Consider the following 16,559-nt stretch of genomic DNA (forward strand, 5'->3'; position numbering starts at 1 on the left):
TCGGCTCCCGTTCTCAGGTCGACGCGGTCTTGTAGTAGCGTTTGACGTGCTCGCTCAGCGAGTAGCCGCCGCCCTTCTCGGGCGGGGGCGGCAGTGCGGAGGCTTCGGAGGTGGCGGGCGACTCGACGACTTTGGGCAGCACCGTAACGGCTGCGGCGGCGGCGCCGACCGTGGCGGCGCCGACAAAGAACCTCCGACGAGAGGCCGGCCGAGGGCCGGATGTTTGGCTGTCCTGCATGACGATCTCCAGGATTGGCTGAACTGATGTTCCAGGTCAGATATGAAACCAGTTACATATGTTTGGATAGTAGTCCAGACCCTAATACGCGCCTGTCGGAAATCACCCCGATTTCAGTCGAGCATGTCGAAGCCCTGCGTTTCGACCTCGGCGAAAGCCCGCGTCAGCGCTGCCAGCGTGGCGTAAAAGCGCGCCTTCGGGTGCCGGGACACGGCATCGCACATGGCCGGCAGCCACGGCTGCACGTGGGTCGAGAAAAAGGCCTGCTGCCGGCTGAGGTTCGCCACCGCGATGTCGTCCCCGGCGATCAGGTAGCGCATCACCTCGAACAGGCAGGCGATGTGATCCTCGGTTTCCGGGATGGCCTCTTCGCGCGCCAGGCCGAGGCGGTCGAGATCGTTGCGGAGTTTCGCCAGCGGCTTGTCGTTGAGGAAGCCGCTCAGGTAGTGCGAGCCGAACAGGTACACCTCCGGCTTGCCGATGCCGCCGAAGAGCGCGTCGTATTCGCGATGCGCCGCCGCTGCGTCGATCCCGCGCGCCGCGCCGACGAGCTGCCGCCACGGCTCTTCCAGAAAGGCGCCGGCGGCCGGCGCTTCGGTGGGCGCGACCTGGAAGGCTTCGAGCAACTCGGCGTCGGGCGCGGCGTACCAGAGGCGCGCCAGCAATCCATAGAGTTCCGCGCGGGCGACTTCTTCGTCGAGAGCCGAGGAAACGGGAACGGGAACGGGAACGGAAATACGGTCGCTCATTGGCGTGTGATCTTCATTTCGTTCTGCGCGCTGTAGAGGTCGATGACCCGGCAGTCGCTGCACATCTTGAGGCGCTCCAGCGCCTCGCCCTGGAACATCGCGTGGCCGGCCAGCTTGCCGAGCATGGCTTCGATGGCCTTCTCGGTCCCGAACGGCTTCCCGCAGCGGATGCAGGCCCACGGCCTGGCTTCATTGAGCACGACCGCCTGCTTGCGCTCGGCAGAGGCAAGGAGTCGCGGCACGAGCGCGATCGCGTCTTCGGGACAGGTGGTTTCGCACAGCCCGCACTGCACGCAGTTCTTTTCGATGAACCGCAGTTGCGGCGTGTTCTGATTGTCCTGCAGGGCGCTCGCGGGACAGGCGCTGACGCAGGCGAGGCACAGGGTGCACTTGTCCTTGTTGACCGTGACGGCGCCGAAGGGAGATCCCTGTGGCAGCGGGATGGCGAGCAGCGCGTCGGCCGGCGTCTTGAGCGCCGGCGAAGCCTCCAACAGCTGGTCGAGCGCGAGTTCGAACGTGCTGCGTTTTTCGTTGCCGACCGCGAACCGGGCCGCCTTGGGAGGAATCTGCTGACGCGTATCGCGCAGTGCAGCGAGCGCTCCGTCAAGCGTGGCCGGCGATGCCGCCTCGATCACCCGGAAGTGCGTTCCCGCATAGCCCAGCCCGTTCAGCAACGATTGGGCAATCGCCGCCTGCGCCTTCAATGCGGCGAGATACTGCGGCGCTTCCTCGCCCGTGACCAGCACGCAGACCTGCGACGCGCCGAATGCCACGGCGCTCAGCCACAGGTCGATGCCCGTGCTCGCCGCATGGAAGAGAGCGACCGGGATCACGTTCGCCGGCACGCCCTGCGCCTTCCCGAGTTGTGCGTGGCGCCCCAGTTGCGCGACCAGCGCCTGGCCGCCCTCTTCGCTGTGCAGCAGGAGCACCGCATCGCGCCCGCCCGCACCCGCATAGGTGGACAGCAGCGTCCGCAGCTTGAGCCCCTGGTCGGGCGCGCGCGGGTAGGTGTAGCCCAGCGCACCGGTCGGGCACACCGTGGTGCACGCGCCGCAGCCGACGCAGAGGTTGGGGTTGACGACGATGCGCTGGCGTTCCTTGTCGCTGCTCACGGCATGCGCCGAGCACACGTCGATGCAGGCGCTGCAGCCCACGACCTCGTTGCGGCTGTGGGCGCAGAGCTTCTGCTTGTAGTCGAAGAACTTCGGTTTTTCGAATTCACCGACCATGTCGCGCAGGCGCAGCAAGGTCTGCACGCCCAGCGGATGCGCCACGCCGCCCGGCAGATGGAAATAGCCCTGCGGCGGCGCGTGCCAATCGATCTGCGGCGTAGCACCGAGATCCAGCACCAGGTCGAAGGCGCCGTCGAGTGGCTCCGGCGCCCGGTCGAATCGGATCGCCCCGGCCACGGTGCAAGCGCGCTCGCAATCACGGTGCGAGGTGCATTTCGCGGCATCGATCTGGTAGTCGAAGCCGATGGCCTGCTCCGGGCAGACGGCCACGCAGGCATTGCAGCGCGTGCACAGGTCGAGGTCGATCGCGTTGTCGCGCGTCCAGTGCAGCCTGAATGCGCCGAGCCATCCGTCGAGCGCATCGATCCGGCCCGCGATCACCGGCCAGCGCCGTTCCTGCGCGCCGCCCGAAGCGCCCGGACCTTGCGAGAAGATCGTGACGTCGAGGGTGTCGGCGACCAGTGCCGCAGCCTTCTCCGCCTCGTCCAGCGGGCCGACAATCAGCAACCGGCCCTGGCTCGCATAGCTGACGGTCGCGACCGGGTCGGGTTCGGGCAGGCGGGCGGCAGCCAGCAGCGCGGCGATCTTGGGGCTCGCGCCTTTCGCGTCGCGGCTCCAGCCGCCCGTTTCGCGGATGTTGACGAAGCGGATCGGCGAAGTCGCTTCCGGCGTCTGTTGCGCGAGTTCGCCGAAGAGCCGCTTTTCCTGCGTGCAGGCAACCACCACGTCGTCGCCGGACTGGATGGCCCGCTGGAACGAAGAGGCTTCGCGGCGGCAGAGCACCGAGTGGAGGGGCAGTGTTTCAGCCAGTGCCGTCCCGAGCGTCTTCGGGTCGAGGGGCATCGTCTGGTTGCAGTCGCAGATCAGCGTGGTGGTCATCGGTCTCTTGGCTTGCGGGTTGCACATGAGCAACCGGCTGGCTGGGAAGGTCTCCTGAATCGCCCGACTGTGCCACGTCGGGCAATCCACCATCCCCCGGAGTCTCTTCCGGCGTTTCGTCGAAGAGTTTCAGGAACTTGGCGCTCGCCATCTGGCGCAACACGCTCTCGGGCAGGGGCGTCGGCTTCGAATAGTCGTCGACATAGGTGTCCAGGCCATCCATGGCATTGAAATGCGGATCAGCGAAAAGCTTCTTGAAGGCCGCGTTCTTGACTTCCGGCGCCACGTCCTTTGCAACGAAAGGCCTGAAGTCCGAATCGATGGTCAGCGCCTGAACGTCGGCCAAGGTGAGCGGCGCCGGCGCATCGGGCGCTTCGTTGATCGGATCGGGGCTGGCCGGCACCACTGACGTTGCCGGCGCTTGAGACGGCTCGACAGAGGCGGCCCGCGGAGCTTCCGGCTTCGGCTCCTCAGGCAGTTCGCCCGTCCGGGCCTGCTGCTTGCGGCGCGACCACCGATCGAAGAAGCCTTCAGACATCACCCGCTCCCCTGCCACGCCGCTTCTCGGTCGACACGCTCGCGGCGTTGCCGAAGCGATCCACGAGCGGGCGGAAACTCTCGGGCCGCTTCCGTTGCTTGGGCTCCACCACGTAGTGTTCCTCGATGAAGGCGCGCAGCCAGTCCACCACTTCGACCGGCGCCGGCACCTGTTCGACGGTTTCCTGCGCGTCGAGCCAGCGGCCGGCCTCGTAGTAGCTCAGAGTCACGACGACCGGCCTCGGGATCGGTTCCGGCGCCAGGGTCGCCATCTCGTCCATGCGCCACAAGACGAACCAGCACGGCGCCGGGGACGAGGCGTTGAGGTGATAGCCCTCCGCTTCGTCGCGGAACAACTCGACCTTGAAGCCGGGGTGAAGCCAGCGCTGCCCCTCCGCGCCCTCGTCCAGCAGCCGCGGCTCGCGGCCGAAGCCCGGCTCGTCGGGCACCACGGCTTCGAGCGCCCAGCGCCACGGCTGCCAATGGCTCGACGGGCCATGCAGCCTTTCGCGTCGCATGATGACCGCGACGTCCAGCGGCGCGCGCTCGACGGTTGCGGGTGGTTCCTCAGAGATCGCCATGTGCCGGACGATAGCCGATGCGCCGCGAGTGACAGCCAACGGGGGATTGGCCGTCCGTCCGGTTTCAACCGCTTGTTGTAGTACTTTTGTGACAAACGTCGCCAAACAATGCTAAACCATAGTTCTCATTTTTCAGCGAAGGGCCGTTTGTACGCTCCAATGAAGCCATCAAGACAAAGGTCCCCGCCATGAGCTACTACAACGATTGCAACTACGCCCACGACGCCCTGGAGGTCAAGGTGTCGGATCTGCTCATCGCAACGCCGGACCTTTGCGACCCGCTGGTCGACCCGGGCATCCATCAGGTTCTGAAGCTGCTGCGCGAACAGCACGGGATGGAAGCCGCCTACGCCTGCGAGGTCATCGACGGCCGGCGCGTGTCGCACCGTTCGCAACCCACGCATCGCGCCCAATTCATCGACGAACAGGCCGAACCGCTGGAGCTGGCCTTCTGCAAGCAGGTGCTCCGCGCCCGTGTGCCCGCCGGCTGCTACCTCAGCGCGCCCGTCGTGCTCGCCAACGGCAGCACGTACGGCAGTCTCTATTCGTTCAGCTTCAGTCCCGATCCGGCCGTCGAAGCCCGCGATCTCAAGAAGCTGGAAATGGCCTCGCAGCTGGCCGCCCGCCTGATCAACGAACGCCGTCCAAGCCCTGCCACGCCAGTGCCGCAGCGCCAGGCCGCTTCCCTGGCGGCCTGAGCGCGCCGCCGCCGGATTGCGGACTACCGGACCGAAGCGAGCTGCAGGAGATCGTCGGGCGTCGTCAGGAGCCGCAACGCTTCGGCTTCCGGCAGTTCCATGCTGCTGTACAGAAACCGCAGTTGGCAGTCGCCGATCACGATCGCGTCGCCGTTCCTCAATGCGCGCGCCCTGACCTTCACGTTGTTGACGAAGGTGCCGTTGCGGCTGCCCATGTCGGTCAGCATGAATCGGTCGCCCGTCCACTGGATGGCGGCATGGTGACGGCTCACCCTCTCGCTGTCGATGCACACGTTGTTGGAGCCGGATCGCCCGATGGTGGTGATCTGGGCCGCGATGTTGACCTGCCGCACGCTGTTGCGCCGGGCCAGGATGATCAGTCTTGCCATAGCTGTTCCTGTCGTTCATTGCACTGACAAGGAGCTTAGGCGGGCAGGCTCTGGCCGAAAGACCGAAACAGAAGGATTAATCCATTCCTGTTCGTGACAAGCGGGTAAGTTTCGGCATTGCGCTTCCGCTTCGGAAAACGCGAAATCAGAGCGCGGAGCCCGGCGCGTACAGAACGCCCCGAGGCGCCCTGCACAAGCCCCACAGACGCAGCCCTGCGAGCTGTGCCACCTGCACACCGGTCGCGGTCGGCGCCGAGATGGTGGCCAGCGCCGCGATGCCGAGTCGGGCGCACTTGCGCACCAGTTCATGGCTGCCACGGCTCGACATCACGACGAAACCAGGCTCGCTCAGGCGACCGGCGCGGGCCAGCGTGCCCAGCAACTTGTCGAGGGCGTTGTGACGGCCCAGGTCTTCCATCACATCGGTCAGCTCGCCGCTCAGGGTGGCCCAGCCTGCAGCATGGATGGCACCGGCTTCGGCATTGAGGATCTGCAGCGCGGGCAGTTCGCCGAGCGCGCGCAACACGGTCGGCAGGTCGACCCGATCGATCCAGCCGCGCCGCGCGACGGGCGTGGGCGACAGATCAAGCGCCGCGAAGCTCTCGACGCCGCAGACACCGCAGCCCGTGCGTCCCGCCATGCTGCGGCGACGTCCCTTCAGCCGCTCGAAACTGCGGGTCGAGATGTCGAGATGCACTTCGATGCCATCCAGGCCGTCCGGCAACCCGGCGTCCGCCGCATCGACCGTGCGAACTTCGATGTCGCGGCAGTCGCGCACTTGGTCGAGGATGCCCTCGCTGAGCGCGAAGCCGAGCGCGAAGGCCTCCAGATCCCGCGGCGTGGCCATCATCACGGCATGCGACACGCCATTGAAGACCAGCGCGACCGGCACCTCCGCGGCCAAGGTGTCTTCGCGCACGAGCCCTTCGGCGGGCACGCCGGCCTCGCCGATCACGCGCACGGCATAGCGCGAAAGCGGCGCCACGACCGCGTCTTCGACACTCTCGAAGATCGCGTTCAAGCGGCGGCTCCCACGTGCGGCGTCAGGACGACGGGAATGGACTTGGAGGCCGGCGTGCCGGCATCGCGCGCCACGGCAGCCAGCGGCACCAGTGGATTGGTCTCAGGGTAATACGCCGCGAGGTTGCCGCGCGGGATGTCGTAGGCCACCAGCCTGAACCTGTCGGCCCGCCGCACCTGCCCATCGTCCCACACGGTCTGGATGTCGACCCAGTCGCCATCCTTCAGCCCCAGCGCCCGGATGTCTTCCGCGTGGATGAAGACCACGCGGCGCTGGCCGAACACGCCGCGGTAGCGATCGTCGTGGCCGTAGATCGTGGTGTTGTACTGGTCGTGCGAACGCGTGGTGAGCAGCGTGAAGACAACCGCGTCGCGCACACGTGCCCGGGCACGATGCGAGGGCGTGTCCTGCGGCACCGCATGCGTGAAGAAGGTCGCCTTGCCCGCCGGTGTCTCCCACAGCCGCTCACTCGCGGCGTTGCGCAGCCGGAATCCGCCCGGTGCAGCCACACGGCGGTTGAAGTCCCGGAAGTCGCCGAAGACTGCCTCGATCTTGTCGCGGATGCGGCTGTAGTCCTCGACCATCCAGCACCACGGCGTTTGGCTGCGGTGGCCGATCGTGGCGGCCGCCAGCCGCGCCACGATGGCGGGTTCCGACAGCAGGTGCTCGGAGGCCGGCGGATTGATGCCGGAAGAGATGTGCACCATGCTCATCGAATCCTCGACCGTCACGCCCTGCGGGCCATTGGCCTGGATGTCGATTTCGGTCCGGCCCAGGCAGGGCAGGATCAGCGCCTCGCGGCCATGCACCACATGGCTGCGATTGAGCTTGGTGGTGACATGCACCGTCAGGTCGCACCGGCGCAGCGCCTTCCAGGTCTCGGGCGTGTCCGGCGTGGCGGCGGCAAAGTTGCCGCCGAGCGCGAAGAAGACCTTGCCCCTACCGTCCAGCATCGCGCGGATGGATTCGACCGTGTCCCAGCCGTTCCGGCGTGGCGGCTCGAACCCGAACGCATCGCGCAAGCGGTCGAGCAGCGCAGCAGGCGGCTTTTCCCAGATGCCCATGGTGCGATCGCCCTGAACGTTGCTGTGGCCGCGCACCGGACAGGCACCGGCGCCGGGCCGGCCGATATTGCCGCGCAGCAGGAGCAGGTTGCCCAGCATCTGGATGGTCGCGACGGAATCCACGTGCTGCGTGATGCCCATGCCCCAGCAGACGATGGCTCGCTCGGCGTGGCGATACACATCGGCGGCCGCGCGGATCTGCGCTTCGGTCAGGCCCGACTCCTGCACCAGGAGCGTCCATGACTCGGCCCGCAGGTCGGCGGCCAGCGCGTCGAACCCCACCGTGTGTTGTGCGATGAACGCGTGGTCCAGCGCGGCCTCACCCGCGTCTTCGCGCTCGATGAGGTGCTTCATCATCCCCTTGACCAGCGCGAAATCGCCGCCGACGCGCAGTTGAAAGTAGTGCGTGCTGATCGGCGTCGAGCCCATCGTCGCCATCTCCAGCTTGTCCTGCGGATCGGCGAAGCGCTCCAGTCCGCGCTCGCGCAGCGGATTGAAGCTGACGATCTTCGCGCCGCGCCGGTGCGCCGCCCGCAGCTCGCCGAGCATTCGCGGATGGTTCGTGCCGGGGTTCTGGCCGAAGATGAAGATCGCGTCGGCCTTCTCGAAGTCTTCGAGCGTGACGGTGCCCTTGCCCACGCCGATCTGCGCCCGCATGGCGTTGCCGCTGGGCTCGTGGCACATGTTCGAACAGTCGGGGAAGTTGTTGGTGCCGTACTCGCGCACGAACAGCTGGTAGAGAAAGGCGGCCTCGTTGCTGGCACGGCCCGACGTGTAGAAGATGGCCTGGTTCGGGTCCGGCAGCGCGTTGAGATGCCGCGCGATCAGCGCGAAGGCGTCGTCCCATTCGATGGGCCAGTACTTGTCGCTTGCCGCGTCATAGACCATCGGCTGCGTCAGACGTCCCTGGTCTTCGAGCCAGAAGTCGCTCTGCACGGCCAGTTCCGTCACCGTGTGGCGGGCAAAGAGCTCAGGCCCGGCACGCCGCGCAGTGGCCTCGGCCGCCACGGCCTTCACGCCGTTCTCGCAGAACTCGAAGCTCGACGCGTGGTTGCGGTCCGGCCAGGCGCAACCGGGGCAGTCGAAGCCGTCGGGTTGGTTGGCCGACAACATCGTTCGCGCGCCCTTGACCGCGATGTCCTGCTTCAACAGAGCGTTCGTCACGCTGCGCAGCGCGCCCCATCCTCCGGCCGGCCCCTTGTAGAAGGCGATCTTTTCTTCTTGCATCGGGCGAGTGTTCGTGCCGGTCGCTGCAGCGTCAAATTGAATCGGGACATGCGGAGATTCGAAAGGGAAATGGAAATGGCGCAGCCTGTCGAAATCAGGCGGCGCGGAACGTCATTGATGCAAGCGACCCATCCGGGCCGCCTCCATCGAAAGGAATCCCATGTTCGCCACCATTCCAATCACTTCGGCCATCTATGCCGCCATTCACGGCCTGCTTGCGGTCGTCCTGACCGTGCGGGTCATCCTGTACCGAGTGAAGAGCAGCATCACCGCAGGCGATGGCGGCAACGCCAGCCTCGCGCAGGCCATCCGTGCCCACGCGAACTTTGCCGAACAGGTGCCGATGGCCCTCTTGCTGATCGTGCTGGCGGAGATGCTCGGCACGCCGGCGGCCATGATTCACGCGCTGGGTGCCGTGTTGGTGATCGCCCGGTTGTTCAACGCGGTGGGACTCAGCCGTTCGCTGGGCCCCACGATGCCGCGCCAGAGCGGCGCGGGCCTGACGATCCTGGTGGTCACGGCCGCGTCGCTGACGATTCTCTATCGGCTGGCGCTCGCGCTCTGACCCAGGCCGGTCAATCCTTGGTCCTGGTCCGCCCGCTGAAGCGCATTTCGAGGAAGTCGAGCAGCGCGCGCAAGGCCGCGCTGTTGTGGCGCCGCTGCAGATAGGCGGCCGAGAGCCACATGTCGCCGCGCGTGTAGTCCTGCAGCACGGGCACGAGTTCGCCGTGGTCGACATGAGGCTGCACCAGCATATCGGCCATGTAGATCACGCCGAAGCCCTGCATCGCGACCTGGATGAGCGGCGCCGCCTCGGTGGCGTCCATGCGGCTCCTCACGGGCACGTCGAAGGGCTTGCCGTCGACCTCGAAGCGCCATTCCGGATGCAGGCCCTGGCGCGACTGCGTGAGCGTGTCGTGCTCGGAGAGATCGCTCGGATGGGACGGCTTGCCGTGCTTCTTCCAGTACACCGGCGAGGCGCACACCACCAGGTTCCGGCGCGCCAGCTTGCGAACGATCAGGTTCTCGTCCTCGATCGGACCGAAGTGGAACGCGAGGTCAACGCCCTCTTCGGCCATGTCGATCGTGCGATTGGTCAGGCGCAGGCTGATGCTGACGTCGGGGTAGTGACCCATGAACTCGCCGATCATCTTCGGCAGGTCGCCATGCCCCGATCCGAGCGGCGCCGAAATGCGCAGCCGACCGGTCGGGTGGCTCGCGTGCTCCTGCACCTCGGCCTGGGTGAGCTCGAACATCTCCATCATCGGCTTGCTGCGTTCGAGCAGCAGCGAGCCTGCATCGGTGAGGCTCACCGCGCGCGTCGAACGGTTGAGCAGCCGTACGCCGAGGCGCGACTCGAGCTCGGCGATGTATTTGCTTACCGTGGCCTTCGATACGTCGAGCTTGGTGGCTGCGCGCGAGAAGCTCCCGTGGGAGGCGACTTCGCGAAAGGTCCTGATCAGGTCGAGGCTGTCCATGTCTGGGGCGCATTGTCCCCTGTTACGCCCGTTCCGTAACCTCTCGGCGCCATCGGCACGCCGCCACGCTCGATGCTCACCGCGCAGTATTTGAACTCGGGAATCTTCCCGAAAGGATCGAGCGCCGCATTGGTCATCAGGTTGGCGGCCGCCTCGTAGTAGGCAAAGGGCACGAACACGGCGCCGTGCGGTGTCCCGTCGTCGCGCCGCACGTGGATCGCCACTTCGCCGCGTCGCGAGCGAATCGTGATCACGTCGCCCGGCTGGAGGCCCATCGCAGCGAGATCGGCCTGGTTCATCGACGCCGTCGCCATCGGCTCCAGCGCGTCGAGCACCGTCGCGCGGCGCGTCATGCTGCCGGTGTGCCAATGCTCGAGCTGGCGCCCGGTGATGAGCACGAACGGATAGTCCGCATCGGGGCGCTCGTCAGCCGGGATGATGTCGGCCGGCACCAGCTTCACGCGGCCGTCGGCGGTCGGGAAGCTTTCGATGAACACGGTCGGCTGGCCTGGATCGTCGGCGCTCAGGCACGGGTAGGTCACGCTCGATTCGCGTTGCAGGCGGTCCCAGGTGATGCCGCTGATGGCGGCGTGCATGGCCTGTCGCATTTCCTCGTAGACCTCTGCGACGCCCGACTCTTCTCCCTGGTAGTTCCAGGCGAGGCCCATGCGGGTTGCAATCTGCTGGATGATCCAGAGGTCGGGCTTCGCATCGCCCGGCGGGTCCAATGCCCGCTTGCCGAGCTGCACCATGCGGTCTGTGTTGCTCACGGTGCCGGTCTTCTCGGGCCATGCGCTCGCGGGCAGCACCACGTCGGCCAGCCACGCGGTCTCGGTCATGAAGATGTCCTGCACCACCAGATGCTCCAGACTCGCGAGCGCATGGCGGGCATGATTCAGGTCAGGGTCGCTCATGGCTGGGTTCTCGCCCATGATGTACATGCCGCGGATCTTGTGCGGATCGTCGTCGGGCGCGAGCACCTTGTGCATGATCTCGACGACCGTATAGCCGGGCTTCTCGTCGAGCGGAACACCCCAGAAGTTCTCGAACCACGCATGCGCGCCGGCGTTGTCGACGCGCTGGTAGTTCGGGAACATCATCGGGATCAGCCCTGCATCGCTTGCGCCCTGCACGTTGTTCTGGCCACGCAGCGGATGCAGGCCCGACCCGGGCTTGCCGATCTGCCCCGTGACCGTGACCAGCGCAATCAGGCAGCGCGCGTTGTCGGTGCCATGCACGTGCTGGCTGATGCCCATGCCCCATAGCACCATCGCGCCCTTGGCGGTCGCGAAGGCGCGGGCGACCTCGCGCAAGGTCTCGGCCGGAATGCCGCAGATCGGTTCCATCGCCTCGGGGCTGTAGCCCTTGACGTTCTCGCGCAGCGCCTCGAAGTTGCTGGCGCGATCACGGATGAAGGCCTCGTCCACCAGGCCCTCGTCGATCACCGCATGGATGAGCGCATTGAGCATGGCGACGTCGGTGTCCGCCTTGAATTGCAGCGTGCGCCATGCATGCTTGCTGATGTCGGTGAGGCGCGGGTCCGCGAGCACGATCTTCGTGCCGCGCTTCGCGGCGTTCTTCATCCATGTGGCGGCCACCGGATGGTTGGCGGTCGGGTTGGAACCGATCACGAAGATCAAGTCAGCATGCTCGACATCGTTGACCTGGTTGCTCACCGCCCCCGAGCCCACGCCTTCGAGCAGCGCCGCGACGCTCGACGCATGGCACAGCCGCGTGCAGTGGTCGACGTTGTTGCTGCCGAATCCCGTGCGCACCAGCTTCTGGAACAGGTAGGCCTCTTCGTTGCTGCCCTTGGCAGAGCCGAAGCCGGCCAGCGCCTTCTTGCCGTGCGTGTCGCGCAAGTCCTTGAGCTTGCCCGCCGCGAAGGCCAGCGCCTCTTCCCAGCTCGCTTCGCGGAAGGCCTCGCCCCAGTCGCCGGGACGCGGCGCGTCGTCGAAATTCTTGGGCACGCCGGGCTTCCGGATGAGCGGCTTGGTGAGGCGCTGCGGATGATGCGCGTAGTCGAAGCCGAAGCGTCCCTTGACGCACAGGCGACTGTGATTGGCCGGACCGTCGCGGCCGTCCACGCTGACGATCTTCTCGTCCTTGACGTTGTAGGTGATGAGGCAGCCCACGCCGCAGAACGGGCACACCGAATCGACCTTGCGGTCGACCTTCTGCGAGCCGATGTGGCTCTTGGGCATCAGCGCGCCGGTGGGGCAGGCCTGCACGCATTCGCCGCAGGCCACGCAGGTGCTGTCGCCCATCGGGTCGTCGAGATCGAAGACGATCTTCGAATGCTCGCCGCGCATCGCATAGCCGATCACGTCATTGACCTGCTCCTCGCGGCAGGCCCGCACGCAGCGGTTGCACTGGATGCAGGCGTCGAGGTTGACGGCCATGGCGGGGTGCGAGACGTCGGCAGCGGGCTGCTCGCGGCGCAGGACCTTGAGCTCGGGGCGCACGGCCACGTCGAGCTTCGCGGCCCATTCGCTCAGTTCGCCGTGCTGCCGCGTGACGTCGTCGCCGATCCACTTGTAGCCGTCGTCGGGCATGTCCGACAGCAGCATCTCCACCACCATCTTCTGGCTCTTCAGCGCGCGTTCGCTGGTGGCCTGCACTTCCATGCCGGCCGCCACGGCGCGGCAGCAGCTCGGCGCGAGCGTGCGTTCGCCCTTGAGCTCGACCACGCAGGCGCGGCAATTGCCGTCGGCACGCAGGCCGTCCTTGAAGCAAAGGTGCGGGATGTCGACGCCATGGCGTTGCGCCGCCTTGAGGATGGTCTCGCCCTCGAAGGCCTGGACCGCCCGGCCGTCGAGTTGGAAGTCGACCGTCTGCGGCATCAGTTCCTCGAACTTGGCAGGCGCGTTCATGCGATCTCCTGCGGAAAGTATTTGCGGATGCTGCGGATCGGATTGGGCGCCGCCTGCCCCAGCCCGCAAATGGACGCGTCGCCCATCACCTGCGCGAGGTCTTCGAGCGTGGCGTTGTCCCAAGTGGACGCCTGCATCAGCGCCGCCGCCTTGGCCGTGCCCACGCGGCACGGCGTGCACTGGCCGCAGCTCTCGTGCGCAAAGAAGCGCATGACGTTGAGCGCCGCGTCGCGCGCGCGGTCGTGCTGGCTCAGCACCATCACGGCAGCCGAGCCGATGAAGCAGCCATAGGTCTGCAGCGTGTCGAAATCCAGCGGAATATCGTTCATGCTCGCCGGCAGGATGCCCCCGGATGCGCCGCCCGGCAAGTAGGCGTGCAGCGTGTGCCCTTCCTGCATGCCGCCGCAGTACTCATCGATCAGTTCCTGCACCGTGATGCCCGCCGGTGCGAGCTTGACGCCCGGCAGCTTCACCCGACCGCTCACGCTGAAGCTGCGCAGCCCCTTGCGACCGTGGCGGCCGAAGCCGCTGAACCACTGCGGCCCTTTCTGAACGATATCGCGCACCCAGTACAGCGTTTCGAAGTTGTGCTCCAGCGTCGGCCGGCCGAAGAGGCCGACCTGGGCGATGTAGGGCGGCCGCATGCGCGGTTCGCCGCGCTTGCCTTCGATGCTTTCGATCATCGCGGACTCTTCGCCGCAGATATAGGCGCCGGCGCCCCGGCGCAATTCGATCCTCGGCAGCGCGCAGGGTGGATCGGCCTGCAGCCTGGCCAATTCCGTCTGCAGCAGCTCGCGGCAGTCGTGGTATTCGTCGCGCAGGTAGACATAGCAGGCCTCGATGCCCACGATGTGTGCCGCGACGAGCAGGCCCTCGAGAAAGCGATGCGGATCGCGTTCGAGGTAGGTTCGGTCCTTGAATGTGCCGGGCTCTCCCTCGTCGATGTTCACGGCCATGAGCTTGGGCGCCGATTGGTCGCGCACGATGCGCCATTTGCGCCCGGTCGGGAATCCCGCGCCGCCCAGGCCGCGCAGGCCGGAGTGCTCCAAGGCCTGGATGATGGCTTCCGGGTCCTCGTCGTTATGGGCCACCGCCACAGCGAGCGCATAACCGCCGTGGGCGCGGTAGGTGGCGTAGTCGGTGTACGCGGGCCTCGCGTCGATGGACTCGGGCAGCGGCGAGACGCCCTGCTCCGCCAACTCGGACGGCTCGAAACGGACAGTGCCACGGGCCGGGTCGGGTGTCTCGGCGCACAGCGAGTCGCCGGACCGAACCACCGCCAACACCTTGTCCGCCGTCGCCAGCGGAACGGCGCATTGGTGGACGGCAACGGCGGGCGCCTGCTCGCAACGGCCAATGCAAGGCGCCGCGATCACACGGACATCGTCGCGCCCCGCCGCGCCCAGCAAAGCCGGCAAGCGAGCGAGCAGGTCCTGCGCGCCGGCCAGCTCGCACGAGAGGCTGTCGCACACGCGCACGGTGAGGCCGGGCGCCTGCGCGTCGCCGCGAACGACTTCGAAGTGGTGATAGAAGGTTGCGACTTCGAACACCTCCGCCATGGGGATGTTCATCAGCTTCGCCAGGGCGACCAGGTGATGGTCGCGCAGACACCCGTGCGCGTCGTTGATGCGGTGCAGGAATTCGATCAGCAGATCACGCGGGTAGCCATCGCCAGCCGGCGGGCCGATCCATTCGCTCACCTGCTGCAGCGATGCTTCTTCGGGCTGCCGCCCCTTGAGCTTGCTCTTGCGCCGAATGCGCTCACGCAACTGGTCGGGCGTTGCAACGGCGACTTCCCTGATTTTTTCTGCGGTGCCTGGGTATTGCATTTGCCTCGGCCTTGGGGCGCCCGCCGTTCGGGCGGGCGCCGGTCTCACACGGTCAGTTGAAGAATTTCGCGGCGGCCACCAGTGTCCGGTACGTGCCCCAGGCCAGCGGGATGCCGACCGCCAGCCACGCCAGGACCACCACGAGGGGGCTGACCGCACCGTTGCCGCGCGCTGACGCCGATCCCATCTCGGCGGCCAGCGCCTTTTCATGGGCGAGCTTCTTCTCTTGCGCGAATTCTTCCTCGGTCATGAAGTGCTTGTCCGCCACGGGCCGCACCAGCAGGTTGCAGATCAGCCCGATCACGAGCATACCCACCAGGATGTACATGGTCTGGTTGTAAACCTGCTCACGCGGAATGCCAAGCCCCAGCTGGTATTCGCGCATGTAGTTCACGACGACCGGACCCAGGATGCCGGCCGTGGCCCATGCGGTCAACAGGCGGCCGTGGATGGCGCCGACCATCTGCGTGCCGAACAGGTCGGCCAGGTAGGCAGGCACGGTCGAGAAGCCGCCGCCGTACATCGACACGATGATGCAGCAGGCGCCGACGAACATCAGCTTGCTGCCGAGGTTCGCCGAGCCCGGAATGCTCCAGTACAGCAATCCGCCGAGCACGAAGAAGACGGTGTAGGTCAGCTTGCGGCCGAGCTTGTCCGAAAGGCTCGCCCAGAAGAAGCGCCCACCGATGTTGAAAAGCGACAGCAGTGCCGCAAAGCCGCCGGCCACCGCGGCGATCGAGGCGAGTTGGGTCTTGTCGAGTTCACCGAACTTCTTGGCGACGCCGATCAGGTTGCCGCCGAACACTTCCTGCAGCATCGGGCTGGCCATGCCGATCACGCCGATGCCCGCGCTCACGTTCATGGTGAGCACCATCCAGACGAGCCAGAACTGGGGGATGCCCCACACCTTCTTCACGTGCACGTGGCGCTGCGTGATCATGGCGTTGGCGGCCTGCGCCGGCGGCGGTGTCCAGCCCTCGGGCTTCCAGCCGGTCGCCGGCACGCGGTAGCCGAACGCACCGCCCAACATGAAGACGAAGTACACGATCGCCATCACGACGAAGGTCTGCATCACACCGACGTCAGTCGGTGTGGAGAAGCGCTTCATCAGGTCCACCGCGAGCGGCGAACCAATCATCGCGCCGCCGCCGAAACCCATGATCGCCATGCCGGTCGCCATGCCGCGACGGTCGGGGAACCACTTGATGAGCGTGCTCACCGGCGAGATGTAGCCCAGGCCGAGGCCGATGCCGCCGATGACACCCGAGCCGATGATCATCAGCCAGAACTGATGCAGGTGGATGCCTACGGCGGACAGCAGCATGCCGCCGCACCAGCAGACCGCCGCCACCACACCGGCCTTGCGTGGACCCGCGCGTTCGAGCCAGCCGCCCCACAGCGCGGCCGCGCACCCGAGGAAGACGAAGAAGAGCGTGTACATCCAGCCCAGCGTGGCGATGCGCCAATCGCAGCCGGTGGCGAACAGTTCGGCGAAAAAGCTCATGTCCTTCGGGCAGGCCTGCGCGCCGGTGCCAGCGGCCGACAGCGCCTTCGACAGCGGCAGCCAGAACACCGAGAAGCCGTAGGCCATGCCGATGCAGAGGTGGATGGCCAAAGCCGCCGGCGGAACCAGCCAGCGGTTGAAGCCGGGCCCCGCGATGATGCGTTCCTTGTCGAGAAGGCCCGGTTGGGGGCCGTAGTCGCCGATGCCGCCGTCCCCGTCGAGGACGCCTGCGTTGGAAGCTGCCATGTGGATTACTCCTG

Annotated in this window: 14 protein-coding genes; 2 read left to right on the forward strand and 12 right to left on the reverse strand. The window is 66.6% G+C overall.

Annotation, left to right across the window (positions count from 1 at the left end; all coding sequences use genetic code 11):
* Positions 1–13: 13 nt before the first annotated feature.
* The 5 genes from AC1DHL_RS10575 to AC1DHL_RS10595 all read right to left on the reverse strand — a co-directional run bounded on the left by AC1DHL_RS10575 (position 14) and on the right by AC1DHL_RS10595 (position 4,216).
* Positions 14–238, reverse strand: coding sequence for a twin-arginine translocation signal domain-containing protein (locus tag AC1DHL_RS10575; protein ID WP_478098236.1), 225 nt, complete (start codon positions 236–238; stop codon positions 14–16).
* A gap of 113 nt (positions 239–351) precedes the next feature.
* A complete protein-coding gene (locus AC1DHL_RS10580; protein WP_478161980.1) occupies positions 352–987 on the reverse strand; it encodes a TorD/DmsD family molecular chaperone in 636 nt (211 codons plus the stop codon).
* On the reverse strand, positions 984–3,098 hold the full coding sequence (locus AC1DHL_RS10585; protein WP_478161981.1) for a 4Fe-4S binding protein: 2,115 nt from the start codon (positions 3,096–3,098) through the stop codon (positions 984–986). Before AC1DHL_RS10585 ends, AC1DHL_RS10580 begins: the two co-directional genes overlap by 4 nt.
* Positions 3,022–3,636, reverse strand: coding sequence for a DUF3306 domain-containing protein (locus tag AC1DHL_RS10590; RefSeq protein ID WP_478161982.1), 615 nt, complete (start codon positions 3,634–3,636; stop codon positions 3,022–3,024). The genes AC1DHL_RS10585 and AC1DHL_RS10590 overlap by 77 nt, the downstream gene beginning before the upstream one ends.
* Positions 3,629–4,216, reverse strand: a complete 588-nt coding sequence (locus tag AC1DHL_RS10595) for a DUF3305 domain-containing protein (protein WP_478161983.1) — start codon at positions 4,214–4,216, stop codon at positions 3,629–3,631. Before AC1DHL_RS10595 ends, AC1DHL_RS10590 begins: the two co-directional genes overlap by 8 nt.
* Positions 4,217–4,404: 188 nt before the next feature.
* On the opposite strand from AC1DHL_RS10595, the gene AC1DHL_RS10600 reads away from it, so the two are divergent.
* Positions 4,405–4,914 (forward strand): hypothetical protein, encoded by a 510-nt coding sequence (locus AC1DHL_RS10600; RefSeq protein ID WP_478098245.1) that lies wholly within the window; start codon positions 4,405–4,407, stop codon positions 4,912–4,914.
* A 23-nt stretch (positions 4,915–4,937) separates the two neighbouring features.
* Here AC1DHL_RS10600 and AC1DHL_RS10605 read toward each other — a convergent pair whose 3' ends face one another.
* From AC1DHL_RS10605 to AC1DHL_RS10615, 3 genes are all read right to left on the reverse strand, one after another.
* Positions 4,938–5,303, reverse strand: a complete 366-nt coding sequence (locus tag AC1DHL_RS10605; RefSeq protein ID WP_478098246.1) for an FHA domain-containing protein — start codon at positions 5,301–5,303, stop codon at positions 4,938–4,940.
* A gap of 145 nt (positions 5,304–5,448) precedes the next feature.
* The gene (gene fdhD / locus AC1DHL_RS10610) at positions 5,449–6,324 is read right to left on the reverse strand and encodes a formate dehydrogenase accessory sulfurtransferase FdhD (protein ID WP_478161984.1); all 876 of its coding nucleotides are present in this window, start codon (positions 6,322–6,324) and stop codon (positions 5,449–5,451) included.
* Positions 6,321–8,615, reverse strand: coding sequence for an FdhF/YdeP family oxidoreductase (locus AC1DHL_RS10615; RefSeq protein ID WP_478161985.1), 2,295 nt, complete (start codon positions 8,613–8,615; stop codon positions 6,321–6,323). Before AC1DHL_RS10615 ends, fdhD begins: the two co-directional genes overlap by 4 nt.
* Before the next feature lie 160 nt (positions 8,616–8,775).
* Between AC1DHL_RS10615 and AC1DHL_RS10620 the strand changes: the two genes are divergently transcribed.
* On the forward strand, positions 8,776–9,180 hold the full coding sequence (locus AC1DHL_RS10620) for an MAPEG family protein (protein WP_478161986.1): 405 nt from the start codon (positions 8,776–8,778) through the stop codon (positions 9,178–9,180).
* A gap of 10 nt (positions 9,181–9,190) precedes the next feature.
* On the opposite strand, the gene AC1DHL_RS10625 is transcribed toward AC1DHL_RS10620, so the two are convergent.
* The 4 genes from AC1DHL_RS10625 to AC1DHL_RS10640 are packed head-to-tail and all read right to left on the reverse strand — an operon-like array spanning position 9,191 to position 16,545.
* Complete coding sequence (locus AC1DHL_RS10625) at positions 9,191–10,093, reverse strand: LysR family transcriptional regulator (protein ID WP_478161987.1); 903 nt, start codon at positions 10,091–10,093, stop codon at positions 9,191–9,193.
* Positions 10,075–12,966: a formate dehydrogenase subunit alpha gene (fdhF, locus tag AC1DHL_RS10630; RefSeq protein ID WP_478161988.1), complete on the reverse strand. Its 2,892-nt coding sequence runs from the start codon at positions 12,964–12,966 to the stop codon at positions 10,075–10,077. The genes AC1DHL_RS10625 and fdhF overlap by 19 nt, the downstream gene beginning before the upstream one ends.
* Positions 12,963–14,795: an NADH-ubiquinone oxidoreductase-F iron-sulfur binding region domain-containing protein gene (locus tag AC1DHL_RS10635; RefSeq protein WP_478161989.1), complete on the reverse strand. Its 1,833-nt coding sequence runs from the start codon at positions 14,793–14,795 to the stop codon at positions 12,963–12,965. Before AC1DHL_RS10635 ends, fdhF begins: the two co-directional genes overlap by 4 nt.
* Before the next feature lie 52 nt (positions 14,796–14,847).
* The gene (locus tag AC1DHL_RS10640; protein ID WP_478098260.1) at positions 14,848–16,545 is read right to left on the reverse strand and encodes an OFA family MFS transporter; all 1,698 of its coding nucleotides are present in this window, start codon (positions 16,543–16,545) and stop codon (positions 14,848–14,850) included.
* Positions 16,546–16,559: the final 14 nt, after the last annotated feature.

The organism is Variovorax sp. 10L426 (assembly GCF_056395305.1).

Coding starts and splice junctions, on each gene's coding strand:
- fdhF (WP_478161988.1), bottom strand. CDS start 12,966: ATGAACGCGCCTGCCAAGTTCGAGGAACTGATGCCGCAGACGGTCGAC.
- AC1DHL_RS10580 (WP_478161980.1), bottom strand. CDS start 987: ATGAGCGACCGTATTTCCGTTCCCGTTCCCGTTCCCGTTTCCTCGGCT.
- AC1DHL_RS10605 (WP_478098246.1), bottom strand. CDS start 5,303: ATGGCAAGACTGATCATCCTGGCCCGGCGCAACAGCGTGCGGCAGGTC.
- AC1DHL_RS10585 (WP_478161981.1), bottom strand. CDS start 3,098: ATGACCACCACGCTGATCTGCGACTGCAACCAGACGATGCCCCTCGAC.
- AC1DHL_RS10635 (WP_478161989.1), bottom strand. CDS start 14,795: ATGCAATACCCAGGCACCGCAGAAAAAATCAGGGAAGTCGCCGTTGCA.
- AC1DHL_RS10640 (WP_478098260.1), bottom strand. CDS start 16,545: ATGGCAGCTTCCAACGCAGGCGTCCTCGACGGGGACGGCGGCATCGGC.
- AC1DHL_RS10595 (WP_478161983.1), bottom strand. CDS start 4,216: ATGGCGATCTCTGAGGAACCACCCGCAACCGTCGAGCGCGCGCCGCTG.
- AC1DHL_RS10600 (WP_478098245.1), top strand. CDS start 4,405: ATGAGCTACTACAACGATTGCAACTACGCCCACGACGCCCTGGAGGTC.
- AC1DHL_RS10620 (WP_478161986.1), top strand. CDS start 8,776: ATGTTCGCCACCATTCCAATCACTTCGGCCATCTATGCCGCCATTCAC.
- AC1DHL_RS10590 (WP_478161982.1), bottom strand. CDS start 3,636: ATGTCTGAAGGCTTCTTCGATCGGTGGTCGCGCCGCAAGCAGCAGGCC.
- AC1DHL_RS10625 (WP_478161987.1), bottom strand. CDS start 10,093: ATGGACAGCCTCGACCTGATCAGGACCTTTCGCGAAGTCGCCTCCCAC.
- AC1DHL_RS10575 (WP_478098236.1), bottom strand. CDS start 238: ATGCAGGACAGCCAAACATCCGGCCCTCGGCCGGCCTCTCGTCGGAGG.
- AC1DHL_RS10615 (WP_478161985.1), bottom strand. CDS start 8,615: ATGCAAGAAGAAAAGATCGCCTTCTACAAGGGGCCGGCCGGAGGATGG.